Consider the following 16,391-nt stretch of genomic DNA (forward strand, 5'->3'; position numbering starts at 1 on the left):
AGTGCGGCGGGCAAGGTCCTATTGAGCTGAAACTTGATCTGGGGGCGGGGCACGCCGCCCACCCGGCGTGCCCCGCAGAAGGGAGAAAGCTAGATACGGCCTTCGGTCGTGGCATGGGTCAGGATCGCCTCTGTTTCGCGTCGCCACTGACGCTTGCGGTCTTCCGGGGTTGACTTCCCGCCGGGGCGGGGTGCCATGCCGCAGATCCGGCCGTTCTCGTGGAGGAGATCGGCTACTGGAGTCAGCCCTCCGGCGACGTTGATGGCGCTGAGGATCGCGTGCTCGGGTGCGAGCGTCGGTTCGACGGCGAACCGGAAGCCGTCGATGTTGAAGGTGCCGAGGACGCTGGAGGGGAGTTCGGCTTTGGGCGCTGGAGACTGGCCGGCGTGGCGGGCAGCGATGAGCGCCGTGATAAGGCTGCGCTGTTGGGACTTCCACGTGTCGGTCTGCTCGGCCCAGAGGCCTTCCCAGCTAACCTCGCGAACCACTCCTCCTGCGTGGAGTGCGCGACCGATCTTCACCGGCTGGCCGTGGTACGACAGCCACACTGAGGCGTAGCCGGTGCCTGGTCGGGCCATCAGCGTGAGCCGGTTTCGATTGTCCGTCAACCATTCACCGAGCACCTCAGACTTGGCCGTACCGAGTTGTACTGCGGGCTGCTTCATCATCGATCTCCCTTCATCCGATCGAATGGTTTCGTCTACGCCGTCCTGCCGCGACCTGGCGAAAATCGGTATACAAAGGATGGTGCTTGACAGACGGGGACGCTAGAACTACACAATGGGACGTGAAGAGACGTCCTCCGCAACCGAACTCGTCCCTGGGTCGGAGTCCTCATGCCGAACGAGAGATTGAAAGACGCCATGCAGGCCGCCGGGGTTACACCCGAGGGTCTGGCCGATGACCTTGAAGTCGATGCCAAGACTGTGCGTCGCTGGATCAGCACCGGGCGCACTCCGTACCCGAGGCACCGCTCAGCCCTCGCTGCGGTGCTCGACGAGACTGAGGAATACCTCTGGCCGAACATTGACACCGCGGAGCGTCAAGCTCGTGTCTCGCAGTCCGAGGTGATCTGCACGTATCCGCGTCGGTTCCAGGTGCCGAGCGATTTGTGGCGGCGGCTGTTCGACAATGCCACCGAACGGATCGGCATCCTCGTCTACGCAGGCCTCTTCCTGCCCGAGCATGACCCCGACCTGATCGACGCACTGAAAGCGAAGGCGAAGGCGGGAACCAAGATCACGGTACTGCTGGGCGATCCCGACTGCGATGCGGTTGCGATCCGAGGGCGCGAGGAAGGTATCGGAGACACGCTCGCCGCAAAGATTCGCAACGTGCTGACCTTCTACGAGAGGCTGCGGGGGACCGAGGGTGTCTTCGTGGGCTTTCACTCAGCGACCTTGTACAACAGCGTGTACCGCTATGACGACGAGATGCTGGTCAACACGCATCTCTACGGGTTCCCAGCCGCACATGCGCCAGTGCTGCACTTGCGCCGACTCGCCGGCGGGACCCTGTTCAACTCGTACGCTGACAGCTTCGATCGAGTCTGGTCCGCTTCGCGTGACGCCTGGACCGGTGATCATGGGAAGGTGAGGCCATGAGCCGCATCGACCACATCAACAACCCTGATGCCCCGGAACCCAACAGCGTCGTTCCCTCGACCGTCGCGTTCGTGACTGATGACGAAGGTCGGGTTCTTCTCATCCAGCGCTCGGACAACGGTGACTGGGCGCTTCCAGGAGGCGGCCACGATCTCGGGGAACGGATCGCGGACACTGCGGTCCGCGAGACCAAGGAGGAGACCGGGATCGACATCGAAGTCACCGGAGTCATCGGCCTCTACACCGACCCCGGCCACCTCATCGAATACGGTGACGGCGAGGTCCGTCAGCAGTTCTCCATCGCCTTCCGGGCGAGGCCGACCGGAGGTCAAGTCGCTACGAGCGCCGAGTCGGTTCGTGTCGCCTGGATCAACCCGAGCGATCTTGACCGGCTTCCGATTAATCCCTCGATGCGAATGCGCATCGATCATGGCCTCGGGAAGCGATCTGAGCCCTACATCGGCTGAGCTGACGGGAACTGGGCTTCAACACGTTTCGCGACTTCGTGGAAGGTTCCAGCACTCCGGTCGATGAACTCGCGGACAACTGAACTGGGCTCGTAGCGCTCGTGGATCTCCTTGATGCGCTCATCGACCGTGAAGTCCTGACCGTCCGGGCCGGTAGTCAGGTCACAGAACCAGAGAAGGTCGGTTACCGGGGAGTCTTCGCGCTCGAACTCCGTGAGGAGGTCGGCGGAAAGACCGCGCAGCTCCGCCTCAACGACTGCATTCGTGTGGTGAGCGACGAGAGTCGCAACTCGGCCGTCAAACTCAAGGGACCTCAGCCAGCGTGCACCATCGAGCGGATGAAAGCCGGTCTCCGCAACCGAAGGTGCGTACCCGACATCATGGAGTACCGCTGCGGCTACGAGGGCGCGTCGGTCGCGTTCAGCGGGCAAGAGCGGGGCGAATCGTGAGGCCTTCGCCGCTACTGCCGTGACATGTCTCCATCGGCGCGGCAGCGGAGCGCTCAGCTCCCGCTCCGCGAGTGACCGCGCCCTGGCGACCAGACTCGTCTGCACCCGCCGATCCTAACCAGGAGCGAGACGAATACATAGCCGTGGAGGGGGAAGGATGGGTGCCGGACAAGGAGTCCCGCAACGAGGACGTCAGCGGGCCGGACGGCCCTACCTGGTTTTTCGCCCCTGGGGGATATGTATATATGTCGGAGCCGGGGATGGGCCCGGTAACCCCGATTGTCCTGCAGGAATGCGAGGTATGCGACCCTCGGCACTGGCTGGGGCTGTCCGAGGTCCAGTCGGAGGGTCGACCTGTGGGGATCTACCTCCGAGGGGCGATTTAGAGGATCCTTGAGCGGCTTGCGATCTCGTCGGCGACGTGCGGTAGCTCGTTGAGGCAGTAGGTCTCGTCGTAGCCGAGCACATGCCAGCGCCTGTCGTCGAAGGGGTCGGGGAAGCCGTCGGCGCTGATGAACGAACGCTCCGCTGCCGTTGCGGCGCTCACCGCGACGGTGAGTTTGGTGGGCCAGGAGTACTGCCGGGTATCGACCCAGTGAGCCGTCGCAGCGGGAATCAGATTGGTCAGGCGGCCCTGGCTGATCACCTCGATGAGCAGGACTTGTTTGCCGGAGCTGTCGCGAGCGTCATGCTTGTAGCTCTCCACCTTGTCTGCCAGTCGCTGCAGCGTTTCTGTGCCCCGGTCATGCTCGAGCATGAAATGGAGTTCATTGCCGTCGTTCCATTCCAGCGTCGCTGAGCCGTCTGGACGAGGGCCGAACGGGAAGTACCTGGGTTCATCCCACTTGGCGACGCGCACGTCGGGTCGGTTTCGGGCGCCGCGGTGGAGCCTGCAAAAGAAGGCGTTCACAGCTTCGGTGTGCGCCCGCTGGGTCGACATGAACATCTGCTGGGCCTTGTAGGTTCCGGCCTGCTTGGTCGGAGGTTTCTCATCGGTGCGCATCGCCTGGACGCACTGGCCACGCCAGTCGAGGACGTACCTGTAGGCGCGGCTGGAGGGGCTGCGCCATCTGGCGAGTATGCCCATCTCGTGCAGGGTGAGCAGTCGAGCGGCGGCTGAATGAGCCGAGGAGAAGAAAACCGCCTCCAACATTCCGGCGGTCATTATCTTGCGTTTTGCCAGGGTATGGATGATCTCGAAGTCCCGGTCGGTCAGCCGGCCCGTGAGCTCGTTGAAGTTCCCGGTGTTGGTGCCGGGGATGCGCCGGGCGTTCAAGTTGAACCTCCTCGTGGGCCGCTGGAACGAGACCGCTGGCAGACGCAATCTTGAGGACCCATTATCAAGCGAAAGTTCCTCGGCGCGTCGGTGTCTTGAAGGTAAAGAACATCGAGTAGTCGACTACTGAGGGAAGGTTTCGTGCACTGGCCGGTTACCGGTGGCTACTACCTTCGGAACCCTGTCGGAACTGCGACAACCATCTTCGATTCTGTGGTTACTACTTCGGCGGTCTCGGGGCGAGTAACCACCGGTTGCCGACGGAGTGGGCCTGTCAGCGGTTGTCGCTCAACCCCCGCAGGCGGCCATAAATGTGAGCATGACTTGACGTTGAGTGATGTTGAAGGGTAGGCTGTATGGCCGCAGAGACTGGACTGGCGATGCCGGTGGGACACTCACCTTGGAACATTGCTCCTCAACACTTTCTCTGCTGCTGCCCTGCTCGGGCGCTCTTCCTGAACTAAAGCCGAGTCGATCTTCCCGCCCGACAGCGGCAAATTCAGGGTGCTTGATGGCCCCGCGAAGTGGGCCTACGGTGGCAATGGCCCGCCGCCTGGCCGGGGCCGGGCGGTGACTTCCGTGGATACCAGAGACGTCAGAGTCCACGTAGTTGGTGAACTGCGCGACGAGATCGATGTTCGATCCATCGCTGCGACGCTCGTTGATGCTGCGCTGGCTATTGCCGACCGCGAGGACGAAGCCAACTCCAGTCAGGCGGCTGGCCGAACCGATGACAACGATCGGAAGGCTGCCGAATCATGACCGAGACGACCAAGAAGAATCGCGCCATCCTGTACCTGCGGGTTTCCTCCCGAGGCCAGGTCGACACTGATTACGACCCCGAGGGGAATTCGATTCCCGCCCAGCGCAAAGCATGTTTGCGCAAGGCCGAGGAGCTGGGGATGGAGGTCGTGGGTGAGTACGTGGAGCTAGGCCGTTCGGCGATGACGGTTGATGGGCGGCCGAAGTTCCAGGAGATGATGGCGCGGGTCCGCAACAGCAAAGATGTGGACGCGATCGTGGTCTACGCGCGCTCGCGGATGCACCGCGATACGACCGATGCGGCGATCACTCGGCGGGAGCTTCGCAAGCTCGGCGTGCAGCTGGTCTCGATCATGGATTACACCGAGGACAGCTACATCGGCGACCTGGTGGCCGCGATCCTCGACGGCGTCAACGAGTACCAATCCCGAGCATCTGGCGCTGACGTCGCTTACAAGATGGCAGCCAAGGCGTCGAGGGGCGGTATCCCAGGTATTGCGCCGCTGGGGTACCTGAACGTAGGGGAAAGGATCGATGGCCGGGAAGTGCGGACCGTCGCGGTTGACTCCGAGCGGGCGCCGTTCGTCATCACGATGTTCAAGCTCTATGCGACCGGGCGCTACGGCTTCAAAGATCTCCAGCGGGCGGTCACTGAGGCGGGTTTGCGGACTCGCCCTAGGAAGGACGTGCCGAACGGTCGGCCGGTGACCATCGAGACCATCGGCCGACTGCTCCGCGACCGGCGGTACCTGGGGCGAGTCGTGTTCAAGGGAAGGGAGTACGACGGCCGGCATCAGCCGCTGATCAGCCAGGAGTTGTTCGATCGAGTCCAAGATGTGCTCGTCAACCAGCGCGGCGCTGGCACTCGCGAGCGCGTTCACGATCATCCGCTCAAGGGGCTCTTGTGGTGCGCGAACTGCCGCACGCGTTTCTACCTCGACACGGTCAAGAACCGGCGCGGCATCGTGTACTCGTACTTCCTGTGCAGCGGCAAGGCGGGCAAGCACTGCCAGACGCCACGGTTGCCGGTTGCGAAGATGGAGGCTGCGGTCGCCGCTCACTACGCGATCTTGAACGTCTCGGCCTCGTTGAGGCGGAACCTGGAGTCTGAGCGCAATCGGTTGGTCGGTCAGCAGGACCACCTGCTTGACCTCGTTGGCAATCCCGACTGGCCGCAGGACCGGCTCGAAGTCAAGATGCGACGGCTCCGCGATGAGCTGGCGGTGATCAACGAGCGGCTGACCGAAGTCGGTGACGTGAAGGTCGAACGGGCCGGTGCGGCGATCACGATGCTGCTCAGTTTGCTGGACGATCCTCGGCGGCTACTGAAGACCGTGCCGGAGGATTTCCACAAGACCTTCCACAGGTCCTTCTTCAAGCGGCTGCATGTTTACGTTGACGAAGCGACCGGTGAGCCGAAGGTCAATGCCGACCAGATCTCGTCGCCGTTCACTCCGCTGCTGCGCGAACACCGCAGCCATTCGGGGGCCGAAACGCCGAACACCGGGCCGCGAATCGCGGCCCGGTGTTCGGATAATGCTGGTCTTGCAGGAGTGACAGGACTCGAACCTGCAACCCTCGGTTTTGGAGACCGATGCGCTACCAATTGCGCCACACTCCTTCGCCAGCCCGTTGCCCGGCCTGGCCGCAACCATCTTACGTGTCGCATTCGGGTCGGTGCAACCGGGTTCAGGCCTGCCGGCGGTCGGGGCCGCTCCTTCCGGTGAGCGGCCCCGACCAGGCGTTCTAGGAGGCCGGGACGACCGAACCGTCGGCCCAGGTGTCGAGGATGAACTGCTTGACCTCGTCCGACTGGAGCAGCTCGGCCAGCGTGAGGATGTCCTCGTTGTCGGCGTTCGCAGCGGTGGTCACCAGGTAGTTCGCGTACGGGTTCCCGTCGGGCGACTCGCTGTGGAGCGCGTCCTGAGCCGGGCTCAGGTCCGCTTCCAGCGCGTAGTTGCCGTTGATCACGGCCGCGTCCACGTCAGGCAAGGAAAGCGCGAGCTGCGCCGCCTCCAGCGGGACGAACTCCAGGTTCTTCGGGTTCTCCGCGATGTCGTCCTCGGTCGCCAGGGTCGCGTCCACGCCGTCGGCCAGCGTGATCAGACCCGCGTCGGCCAGGAGGGCGAGCGCGCGCCCGCCGTTGGAGCCGTCACCGGGGATGGCCACCTGGCCGCCGTCCGGGATCGCCTCCACCGAGTCCACCGAGTCCGAGTACAGGCCCAGCGGCTCGATGTGCACCGCGGCCACGGTCACCAGGTCGGTCCCGTTCGCGGCGTTGTACTCCTCCAGGTAAGGCTCGGTCTGGAAGAAGTTCGCGTCCACCGAGTTGTCGGAGGTCGCCACGTTCGGCTGCACGTAGTCGGTGAACTCCTCCACCTCGACGGTGATCCCGGCGTCCTCGGCCAGGTTCTCGGCGATGTAGTTCAGGATGTCCGCGTGCGGGACCGGCGTCGCGGCCACGACCACGGTGCCATCGGTCTCGGTCGGCTCCGACGAGTCGGAGTCGTCGCCGCAGGCGGCCAGGGCGAAAGCGGTCACGGCGGCGATTGAGCCGCCCAAGAGGGCACGGCGTCTGGACATGGTCTTCTCCTAAAGGTAGGGACTTTTCAGTGGTCAGCGGCGGTCGAGGGTGCGGGCGCACCGGTCGCCGAGAATCTGGAACAACTGCACGAGCACGACGAGGATCACCAGCGGCCAGATCATGTACTCGGTCTGAAAACGCTGGTAGCCGTAGCGGTAGGCCAGGTCGCCCAGACCCCCGCCGCCGACGATCCCGGCCATGGCCGAGTACGAGACCACGGCCACGAGCGTCACCGTGAACCCGCGGATCAACCCCGGCGTCGCCTCGGGCAGGACCACCCGCCACACCAGGGCGGGCGTCGAAGCGCCCATCGAACGGGCCGCCTCGATGAGGCCCGGCTGGACTTCGAGCAAGGCCCCTTCGACGAGCCTCGCGAAGAACGGGATCGACGCGATCGTCAACGGCACGATCGCCGCCTCCGTGCCGATGCTCGTGCCCGTGATCAACCGCGTGAACGGCACGACCGCGACCATGAGCAGCACGAACGGCGCACTGCGGCCGATGTTGACGATCAAGCCCAAGGGCGCGTTCACCACCGCGATCGGCCGCGGCCCGGTCTTCGAGGTGATGTACAGGACCGTCCCGAGCAGCAGCCCGCCCAGCAGCGTCCACGCGCCGGCGACCCCCACGATGTGCAGCGTCTCCCAGAACGCCTCGGTCAAGAGCTTGACCATGCGATCGGTCATCGCGACACCTCATCACCGAGCAGGCGCGCCGCGAGGCGCCGCGCCTGGCCGCCCAGGCGTGAGTCCGGATCCGCCAGCAGCTCGGCCACCGGCCCGGTCTCGGCGAACCGGCCGGCCTCCATGACCGCCGCGCGGTGGCAGATCCTCGTGATGACCTCGAGCTCGTGCGTGATGAGCAGGATCGTCAGGCCCAGCTCGCGGTTGAGCCGCGCGAGCAGGTCCAGGATCTCGTCGGTCGTGTCGGTGTCGAGCGCGCTCGTCGCCTCGTCGGACAGCAGCACCGCCGGATCGGCCGCGAGGGCCCGCGCGATCGCCAGGCGCTGGCGCTGGCCGCCCGAGAGCTGCCCGGGGTAGGCCTTGGCCTTGTCGGAGAGCCCCACGAGGTCGAGCAGTTCGAGCGCCCGTTCGCGGCGGGCGCCGCGGGGCGTGCCGCGAAAGCGCAGCGGCAGGGCCACGTTCGAGGTGGCGTTGCGGTTGGCCAGCAGGTTGAAGTGCTGGAAGATCATCGCGGTCTTCGCGCGGGCGGCCCGCAGGTCGCGGCCGGTCAGGGCCGTCAGCTCGGCGCCGTCGACCTCGACGGTGCCCTCGTCGGGCCGGGTGAGGAGGTTGACGGTGCGCAGCAGGGTCGACTTGCCCGCGCCGGAGCGTCCGAGGATGCCGAAGATCTCGCCGGGGGCGACGTCGAGGTCGACCGAGTCGAGGGCGGTCAGGTCGCCGAAGCGCCTGGTGACGCCGGACAGACGGATGCTGGGTCCAGGTTCCATGAAGAGGAGAGATCGCTTTCGCTGTGGGTGATCGCCGCTTCGGGGCGCGGCGGTGCAGGAGCCCTCAGCAGGCGCACATTCGACAGCACGAACCCGCGGCGCGGTAGGCGTCGCTGAGGCGTTCGAAGTGCTGCGAGTTCATAGCCTAGAAGTCAAGCAGGAATTCGTGCCGAATCCAAGCGGCTGTGACGAACGCCGCGCACCGACCCGGTCACCGAGCTGAGATAGGGTTCGGCCATGACTGTTGCGACGATTCCCGCCCCGGCGTTCGCGATCGAGCGTTTCAAGCTCGACAACGGGCTGCGGGTGGTCCTCGCGCCGGACCCGGGAGCGCCCGTGGTCGGGGTCGCGGTGGTGTACGACGTGGGGATGCGCTCCGAGCCCGAGGGCCGCACCGGCTTCGCCCACCTCTTCGAGCACATGATGTTCCAGGGCTCGCACAACGTCGGCAAGGCCGAGCACATGCGCCACGTCCAGTCCGCGGGCGGGACCTTCAACGGCTCGACCCACATCGACTACACCGACTACTTCAACCTGCTGCCCTCCAACGGCCTCGAACTCGCGCTGTTCCTGGAGGCCGACCGGATGCGCGGCCCGGCGATCACCGAGGAGAACCTCGCCAACCAGGTCAGCGTGGTCAAAGAGGAGATCCGGGTCAACGTCCTCAACCGCCCCTACGGCGGCTTCCCGTGGATCAAGCTCCCGCCGGTGATGTTCGACACCTTCCCGAACGCGCACGACGGCTACGGGTCCTTCGTGGACCTCGACGCCGCCACCGTGGACGACGCGCAGTCGTTCTTCGACGCCTACTACCCGGCCTCGAACGCGGTCTTGTCGGTCGCGGGCGACTTCGACCCCGAGCAGGCCCGCGCGCTCGTCGAGCGCCACTTCGGCGGCGTGGAGGCACGGCCCGCGCCGGTCCATCCGCCCTTCGACGAACCCGACCTCGACGCCGAACGCCGCGAATCCTATGTGGATGAACGGGCGACGCTCCCGGCCGTCGCCATCGCCTGGCGGGTCCCCGACCCGGTCACCGAGCTCGCGGCGTTCCTGCCGTACGTCGTCCTCGGCGAACTGCTCACCGACGGCGACGCCTCGCGCCTGGTCGAGCGGCTCGTCCACACCGACCGCACCGCCACCGCCGTCGCCGCGCACACCTCCTTCATGTCGGAGCCGTTCGCCTCCCGCGGCCCCACGGCCATGCTCGTCCAGGCCTTCCTGCCGCCGGGCACCCCCGTCGACACCGTGCTCGGCACCGTCGACGAGGAACTCGCCCGCGTCGCCGCCGGCGTCGACGAGGTCGAGCTCGACCGCGTCAAGGCCCGCGTTGCCGCCCAGCTGCTGCGCGGCGACGACTCGGTCATGGGACGCTCCCGGCGCTTCGCGACCGCCGAGATCTTCCACGGCGACGCCGCGATGGCCACCCGCTTCGCGTCCCTGCTCGGCGAGGTCACCGCCACCGCCGTCTCGGAGGCGGCCGCCGCCCTGACCCCGAACCGCCGCGCCGTGCTCGAAGTCATTCCCGGAGGAGCTCAGTGAGCAGCCCAGTGAACAACGTCGTCCCAGGTCTCGCACCGGAAGTGCCGCTGACCTTGCCCGAGCCCGTCGAGCGGACCCTCCCCAACGGCCTGCGCGTCCTGCTCACGCGGCGCCCCGGAGTCCCGCTCGCCGAGGTGCGCCTGTCGATCCCGGCCGCGCACGCCGACCTCGCCGTCGCCGACGTCCTCTCCGCGGCCCTGTTCTCCGGCACCGAGACCGCTTCCATGACCGAGATCGCCCAGCGCCTCCAAGGCGTCGGCGGCGCCCTCGGCGCCGGAGCCGACCCCGACCGGATCGCCGTGTCCGGCAACAGCCTCGCCACCGGCCTGCCCGAACTCCTCGAAGTCCTCGGCGACCTCCTCAAGGCCGCCGACTACCCCGACGGGCCGCTCGAGGTCGAACGCTCCCGCATCATCGACAGCCTCTCGGTCGCCGAGCAGCAGCCCGACTTCCAGGTCGGCCGCGCCCTCGACGCCCGCCTGTGGGGCGACCACCCGTACGGCAACCAGCAGCCCGCCGCCGCCGAAGTCGCCGCCGTCGACCGCGAGGCCGTCCTCGCCCTCCACGCCGCCCGCCTCCACCCGACCGGGGCCCGCCTCATCATCGTCGGCGACATCGACCCCGACGCGACCGCCGCGGCCGTCGAGAAGGCCCTCGGCGACTGGAACGGCGCGGGCGAACCGCGCCGCATGGCGCCCCTGCCCGACCTCGCACCCGGCCCGCTCGTCCTGGTCGACCGGCCCGGCTCGGTCCAGTCGGCGATCCGCGTCGCCTACCCGGCCGTCGCGCGCACCCACGCCGACAACGCCGCCCAGCACCTGGCGAACCTCGTCTTCGGCGGCTACTTCTCCTCGCGCCTGGTCATGAACCTGCGCGAGACCAAGGGCTACGGCTACTCGCCGCGCTCGCGCGTCGACCACGCCCCCGCCGGCTCCTTCCAGCTCGCCGCCGTCGACGTCGCCACCGAGGTCACCGGTCCGGCCCTCGCCGAGGTCCACGCCGAACTGCGCGGCATGGCGGAGCGCCCGCCCGCCGCCGACGAACTCGACCTCGCCCGCCGCTACGCGCTCGGCTCGGTCAAGCTCGCCACCGCCACGCAGGCCGGCATCGCCAACTACATCTCGGTGCTCGCCGCAGCGGGCCTCCCGCTGTCATGGCTCGCCGAGCACTCCGAGCGGATCCGCGAGGTCACCCCCGCCGACGTCCAGCGGGTCGCGGCCGAACGGCTCGACCCCGACCGGGCCGTAGCCGTCGTCCTCGGCGACGGCGACCAGATCCGCGAACCGCTCGCCGAGTTCGGCGAGATCGCCGCGCCATGATGCACCCGCCGCTCGCGGTCGACGTCCTCGACCGCTTCGCCGCGCGCCGCGGCGACGACGAATGGCTCAGCGCCGCATGGGAGCAGGCCCAGATCGTCGTCTGCGACCCGGTGCGCGAGCGCATCGACGCCGACGAGGACGGCCTCCACTTCTACCGGGCCGACACCGCCCCCGAAGGCGAGCGCGTCTTCCTCGGCGGCGAGGACCCGCCCGTGTTCGCCGTCCTCGCCGACCTGCCCGAGGGCCTGCCCGGCCGCTGGATCAGGCCCGCCTGGGACCCGCGCGACCTCGCGATCGCCGTCGAGGCCATCGGCATCGGCCACTGGCACGCGACCTACCGGTTCCACCCGACCACCGGTGCGCCGCTCGCGGCCCGCAACGCCGGCTGGGAACTCACCGCCGAAGGGGCCAGGCCGGTGTTCCCGCGCACTGACCCGGCCGTGATCGTCCTCATCGACGACGGCGCCGACCGCGTCCTCCTCGCCCGGCACCAGCGCTACGGCGACCAGCCGAAACCCGCCGTCGCGCAGAATACGATCGCGCCCGGCCGCAACTCCACCCGGCAGGGCCGCTACGCGTGCGTCGCCGGCTTCGTCGAACCCGGCGAATCGGCCGAGGCCGCCGTGCACCGCGAGGTCGGCGAGGAGATCGGCATCAAGCTCGACCGGCTCGCCTACGTCTCCAGCCAGCCCTGGCCCTACCCGCGCTCGCTCATGCTCGCCTACCGCGCGACCGCCGACGCCGCGCAGCCGCTCGTGCTTCAGGCCGAGGAGATCGCCGACGCCCGCTGGTTCACCCGCGACGAAGTGCGCGAGATGTGGGCGGAGACCAGTGACGCCACCGCGAGCGCGGTGCGGATCTCGGTGGCGCGCTTCCTCATCGAGCGCTGGCTCGACGGGGAGGACTGATCAGACCTTCGTGACCGCGGCCTCCTCGGCCGCCTCCTCGGTGTCCTCGCCGGTCTTGTCCGCGACCGCGCGCTGCGCGGTGAAGACCCCGGCGATGACGACGAGCCCGCCGATGATCTGCGGCGGCGTCAGCGCCTCGCCGAGCAGCGCCCAGGCCGCGAGGGAGGCCACGACGACCTCGGTGTAGCCGATGCCGCCGGCCACCGGCGCGGTGATGAACCGCAGCCCGCTGAGGCCGAGTCCGTAGGCGAGCGCGGTGCAGCCGATGAGCGCGACGACGCTCGCGAGGGCCGTCGTCTCGACCCCGCCGAGGGTCACCGACGCGGACAGGAGGCGCCAGTCCATGAACCAGGGCGCCGCGAGCGGCAGGAGGCTGATCGCGCCGGTGGTGAAGCCGACGGCGAGCAGCACCCGCACGTCCACCTTCGCGGTGAGCCGCTCGCCGGAGAGGAAGTAGGTGGCCTGGCAGGCCGCGGCGGCCGAGCCGGCGACCAGGCCGATCGCGTCGAGTCGCAGGCCCATCCAGACCTCGACGACGATGCACAGGCCGACGATGCTGAGGAGCACGCCGATGACCGCCGAGCGCGGCAGGACCGTGCGGCGCACGAACCGGACCCAGGCGACGACCACGATGGGGCCCATGAACTCCAGCAGGAGCGCGATGCCGACCGGCAGCCGCTCGACGGCGATGAAGTAGAAGGCCTGGACGGCCGAGACGGCGGTGAGGCCGAACAGCACCATCGCGCCCCACGGCAGGCGCCGGCCCTCGCGCAGGACCCGGACGAGCGGCACGGCCGCCGCGATGATGGCGAGGACCCCGACCCCGCAGATGCGCAGCCAGGTGACCTGGAGCGGTGAGAGACCGGCCTGGATCACGACCTTGCCGAAGGGGCCGCAGACGCCGAAGAACACGGAGGCGGCGAGGACGAGGGTGACGCCGAGGGCGGCGCGCGGTGACGACATGAGGGCTCCACAAGTCGATCGGCGGTGGGCGCGCCGACATGCGAAACGGCCCGGGACCAGGGGGTCCAGGCCGAGGCCGACGCGCGGGATCGATCGAGGGGTGCGGCGAACCGTACCTTGTTTCGAAGACGGAGGCCATATGCCTTGATGGCTCGCGAGCTTCGCCGAGCGGGGCGCGTTCACGGCCCGCGAACGTCGCCATGAAAAAAGGCCCGGGACGGATCCATCCCGGGCCTGAATGCTTAGCGACCACCCCTCGAAGTCGCTAAGCAAGCTTGACGAGTCAACTATAGGGCATCGTACCGGCTTCGTGTCCTAAACGTGACCATAGTCTCGGTATATGGCACAGGTCAAGCGGCGAGTTTCGCTTTCACCTGCGCGAGAGAGGGATTGGTGAGGGCCGAACCGTCCGGGAACTTGACCGTGGGCACGGTCTGGTTGCCGCCGTTGACCCCCATGACCCACTCGGCCGAGGCGGGGTCGTCCTCGATGTTGACCTCTTCGTAGAGGACCCCTTCGCGGTCGAACGCCATCTTGAGGCGCTTGCAGTAGCCGCACCAGGTGGTGCTGTACATGGTGATCATCGATCCTCCTTCGTCATCGACAGTAACGCGGTACCGCCCGGGGGCATTCCGCCGTGAACGCGTCGGATGCTCCCGTTCGCTCCCGCGATCGGGTGAACGGCGGCGCCGGGGGCCGGTTCTTGTCGTACCCGCGCGGGAAGCTGGCCCTACCTTTCCCCAGGGAGGGTGGGGGATAGGGATGGTCGACCCCCGCCGCTCACCGCACCATCCGTGCCGGCGCCCGCAGCCCTCGCCTTCAGGTGAAGCTGCCGCGAGTTCTTGTCGGGGGCCTCTGCGACACTGGTCGGATGACCGCACGCGATCGGGCCATCGAACAGCTCCTCTCGGGACTCGACCCTGAACAGCGCGAGGCGGTGACCGCCGACCCCGGACCGGTGTGCGTCCTCGCCGGCGCCGGCACCGGCAAGACCCGGGCCGTCACCCACCGCATCGCCTGGCGGGTCCTGCGCGGCGACATGCGCGGCCAGCACGTCACCGCCGTCACCTTCACCGCCCGCGCCGCCGGCGAGATGCGCGACCGCCTCCGCGGCCTCGGCGTCGCCGGCGTCAACGCCCGCACCTTCCACTCCGCCGCCCTGCGCCAACTGCGCTACTTCGGCGCCCGCCGCTACGGCGGCCAGATCCCCGAACTCATCGACTCCGCCCTCAAGTTCACCGCCATCGCCGCGGCCCGCGCCGGACTCCAGACCTCCCGCGCCAAGAACTTCGACCTCACCACCGAGATGGAATGGGCCGCCTCCTCCCTCATCGGCCCCGACGACTACGTCAGCGCCATCGCCGCGCTCGGGCGCGACGCACCCGCCCCCGCCGAGGACGTCGCCAAGGTCTACGCCGCCTACATCGAGGCCAAACGCCGCGCCGGCGTCATGGACTTCGCCGACGTGCTGGCCCACACCGCCGACATGATCACCGACGACGACGCCATCGCCGACCAGATCCGCAGCCAGTACCGCTTCTTCGTCGTCGACGAGTTCCAGGACGTCACCCCGCTCCAGCAGCGCCTCCTCGACGCTTGGCTCGGCGACCGCGACGACATCACCGTCGTCGGCGACGCCAGCCAGACCATCTACTCCTTCACCGGCGCCACCTCCAAGCACCTCCTCGACTTCACCCGCCGCCACAAGTCCGCCGCCCTGGTCCGCCTCGTCCGCGACTACCGCTCCACCCCGCAGGTCGTCGGCCTCGCCAACCAGATCATCGGCGAGTCCAAGGGCCGCGAGGCCAAGATGCGCCTCGAACTCATCGGCCAGCGCCCCGACGGCCCCGCCGTCACCGCCGAGGTCTTCGCCCACGAGGCCGAAGAGGCCGACATGATCGCCCGGCGCTGCTCCCAGCTCATCGCCGACGGCACCAGCGCCTCCGAGATCGCCGTCCTGTACCGCACCAACGCCCAGTCGCAGGCCTACGAAGAGGCGCTGTCCTCCTACGGGGTGCCCACGGTGGTCACCGGCGCGGCCCGGTTCTTCGAACGCCCCGAAGTCCGCCAGGCCGTGGTCGCCCTCCGCTCGGCCGCCAAGACCGACATCGGGCAGATGCCCCTGGCCGAGGCCGTGCCGACCGCGCTCGAAGCGGTCGGCTGGCGCCCCGACGCCGCACCGGCCGGCGGGGCGCAGCGCGAGGCCTACGAGGCGGTCACGGCGCTGGCGAACCTCGCCGAGCAGTTCCTGGAGCACCACCGGGCGAACCTCGACGACGACGGCCCCGAGCCCGACCTCGACGCGTTCTGCGCCGAGCTGTCGCGCCGGGCCTCCGAGCAGCACGCCCCGGCCGTCGAAGGCGTGACCCTGGCGAGCCTGCACGCGGCCAAGGGCCTCGAATGGGACGTGGTGTTCCTGGTCGGCCTCGCCGACGGGACCCTGCCGACCACCTTCGCCCGCACCGAGGCCGCGCTCGAAGAGGAGCGGCGCCTGCTCTACGTCGGCATCACGCGCGCTCGCGAGCGCCTCCAGCTCTCCTTCGGCCTCGCCCGCAACTCCGGCGGGCGCGAGCGGCGCCTGTGCCGGTTCCTCGCGCCGCTGGGGCTCGGCGGCTTCCCGAAGATGCCCGAGCCGGGCGCCGCCGCCTCGAAGCAGCGCGCCCCCAAGCGCGCCAAAGTCCTCGACTGCTCCGGCTGCGGCAAGCCGCTGACGGACGCGCGGGACCGCAAGCTGGGGCATTGCGCCGACTGTCCCGCCACGATGGATGAAGGACTGTTCGAGCGGTTGCGCGAATGGCGCGTCAGCGTTGCCAAGCAGGGCGGCAAGCCCGCCTTCACCGTCTTCACGGATGTGACCTTGATCGCCATCGCGGAGCGCTGTCCGGGATCCGACACGGAGCTCGCCTCGCTCCACGGCATCGGGAAATCCAAACTCGACAAGTACGGTCCGGCCGTGTTGCACCTGGTCAACGGCGGGGAAGTGGAAGCGGCGATCGTGATGTGCACGGAGGACTCCTGACGGTGCGAGGGACCGGCAAAAACTTTCTGGAGAACTCGCCAAAAAAGACGT

General features: G+C 68.1%; 14 protein-coding genes, 1 tRNA gene and 2 pseudogenes. 8 read left to right on the plus strand and 9 right to left on the minus strand.

Annotation, left to right across the window (positions count from 1 at the left end):
* Positions 1-89 precede the first annotated feature (89 nt).
* Positions 90-665: a hypothetical protein gene (locus IF12_RS0113125; protein ID WP_133884181.1), complete on the minus strand. Its 576-nt coding sequence runs from the start codon at positions 663-665 to the stop codon at positions 90-92.
* Between the two features lie 171 nt (positions 666-836).
* On the opposite strand from IF12_RS0113125, the gene IF12_RS0113130 reads away from it, so the two are divergent.
* Positions 837-1,604 carry a helix-turn-helix transcriptional regulator gene (locus IF12_RS0113130; protein WP_030158877.1) on the plus strand — a complete coding sequence of 256 codons (768 nt, stop codon included), beginning with the start codon at positions 837-839 and terminating at the stop codon, positions 1,602-1,604.
* Positions 1,601-2,071 carry an NUDIX domain-containing protein gene (locus tag IF12_RS0113135; protein ID WP_030158880.1) on the plus strand — a complete coding sequence of 157 codons (471 nt, stop codon included), beginning with the start codon at positions 1,601-1,603 and terminating at the stop codon, positions 2,069-2,071. Before IF12_RS0113130 ends, IF12_RS0113135 begins: the two co-directional genes overlap by 4 nt.
* Here the strand turns inward: IF12_RS0113135 and IF12_RS24975 are convergent.
* Both IF12_RS24975 and IF12_RS0113150 read right to left on the minus strand, forming a co-directional pair.
* Complete coding sequence (locus IF12_RS24975) at positions 2,059-2,625, minus strand: HD domain-containing protein (protein WP_081913565.1); 567 nt, start codon at positions 2,623-2,625, stop codon at positions 2,059-2,061. The genes IF12_RS0113135 and IF12_RS24975 overlap by 13 nt on opposite strands.
* Positions 2,626-2,902: 277 nt before the next feature.
* On the minus strand, positions 2,903-3,796 hold the full coding sequence (locus tag IF12_RS0113150; RefSeq protein ID WP_133884182.1) for a replication-relaxation family protein: 894 nt from the start codon (positions 3,794-3,796) through the stop codon (positions 2,903-2,905).
* A gap of 579 nt (positions 3,797-4,375) precedes the next feature.
* On the opposite strand from IF12_RS0113150, the gene IF12_RS25650 reads away from it, so the two are divergent.
* Both IF12_RS25650 and IF12_RS27230 read left to right on the plus strand, forming a co-directional pair.
* On the plus strand, positions 4,376-4,558 hold the full coding sequence (locus IF12_RS25650; protein WP_133884183.1) for a hypothetical protein: 183 nt from the start codon (positions 4,376-4,378) through the stop codon (positions 4,556-4,558).
* Positions 4,555-5,559, plus strand: a pseudogene (locus IF12_RS27230) (recombinase family protein); the annotation flags it as partial. The gene IF12_RS25650 and the pseudogene IF12_RS27230, both read left to right, overlap by 4 nt.
* 547 nt (positions 5,560-6,106) lie before the next feature.
* Here IF12_RS27230 and IF12_RS0113155 read toward each other — a convergent pair.
* From IF12_RS0113155 to IF12_RS0113170, 4 genes and pseudogenes are all read right to left on the minus strand, one after another.
* Positions 6,107-6,179 (minus strand) — tRNA-Trp (locus tag IF12_RS0113155).
* 125 nt (positions 6,180-6,304) lie between these two features.
* The gene (locus tag IF12_RS0113160; protein WP_030158889.1) at positions 6,305-7,141 is read right to left on the minus strand and encodes a MetQ/NlpA family ABC transporter substrate-binding protein; all 837 of its coding nucleotides are present in this window, start codon (positions 7,139-7,141) and stop codon (positions 6,305-6,307) included.
* 33 nt (positions 7,142-7,174) lie between these two features.
* Positions 7,175-7,828, minus strand: coding sequence for a methionine ABC transporter permease (locus tag IF12_RS0113165; RefSeq protein WP_030158892.1), 654 nt, complete (start codon positions 7,826-7,828; stop codon positions 7,175-7,177).
* 44 nt (positions 7,829-7,872) lie between these two features.
* Positions 7,873-8,592: pseudogene (locus IF12_RS0113170) on the minus strand (methionine ABC transporter ATP-binding protein); the annotation flags it as partial.
* A 237-nt stretch (positions 8,593-8,829) separates the two neighbouring features.
* Here IF12_RS0113170 and IF12_RS0113175 point away from each other — a divergent pair.
* From IF12_RS0113175 to nudC, 3 genes are read left to right on the plus strand one after another with little or no spacing between them, the layout of a single operon-like run.
* Positions 8,830-10,131, plus strand: coding sequence for a pitrilysin family protein (locus IF12_RS0113175; RefSeq protein ID WP_030158898.1), 1,302 nt, complete (start codon positions 8,830-8,832; stop codon positions 10,129-10,131).
* On the plus strand, positions 10,128-11,450 hold the full coding sequence (locus tag IF12_RS0113180) for a pitrilysin family protein (protein WP_030158901.1): 1,323 nt from the start codon (positions 10,128-10,130) through the stop codon (positions 11,448-11,450). The genes IF12_RS0113175 and IF12_RS0113180 overlap by 4 nt, the downstream gene beginning before the upstream one ends.
* Positions 11,447-12,358 carry an NAD(+) diphosphatase gene (nudC, locus tag IF12_RS0113185; protein ID WP_035749006.1) on the plus strand — a complete coding sequence of 304 codons (912 nt, stop codon included), beginning with the start codon at positions 11,447-11,449 and terminating at the stop codon, positions 12,356-12,358. Before IF12_RS0113180 ends, nudC begins: the two co-directional genes overlap by 4 nt.
* Here nudC and IF12_RS0113190 read toward each other — a convergent pair whose 3' ends face one another.
* The gene (locus IF12_RS0113190; protein WP_030158912.1) at positions 12,359-13,321 is read right to left on the minus strand and encodes a DMT family transporter; all 963 of its coding nucleotides are present in this window, start codon (positions 13,319-13,321) and stop codon (positions 12,359-12,361) included.
* A gap of 350 nt (positions 13,322-13,671) precedes the next feature.
* Positions 13,672-13,905 (minus strand): mycoredoxin, encoded by a 234-nt coding sequence (locus IF12_RS0113195; RefSeq protein ID WP_030158915.1) that lies wholly within the window; start codon positions 13,903-13,905, stop codon positions 13,672-13,674.
* Positions 13,906-14,192: 287 nt separating this feature from the next.
* On the opposite strand from IF12_RS0113195, the gene IF12_RS0113200 reads away from it, so the two are divergent.
* Positions 14,193-16,340 carry an ATP-dependent DNA helicase UvrD2 gene (locus IF12_RS0113200; protein ID WP_030158917.1) on the plus strand — a complete coding sequence of 716 codons (2,148 nt, stop codon included), beginning with the start codon at positions 14,193-14,195 and terminating at the stop codon, positions 16,338-16,340.
* Positions 16,341-16,391: the final 51 nt, after the last annotated feature.

This window comes from Glycomyces sp. NRRL B-16210 (assembly GCF_000719515.1).
Lineage (GTDB): Bacteria > Actinomycetota > Actinomycetes > Mycobacteriales > Micromonosporaceae > Glycomyces.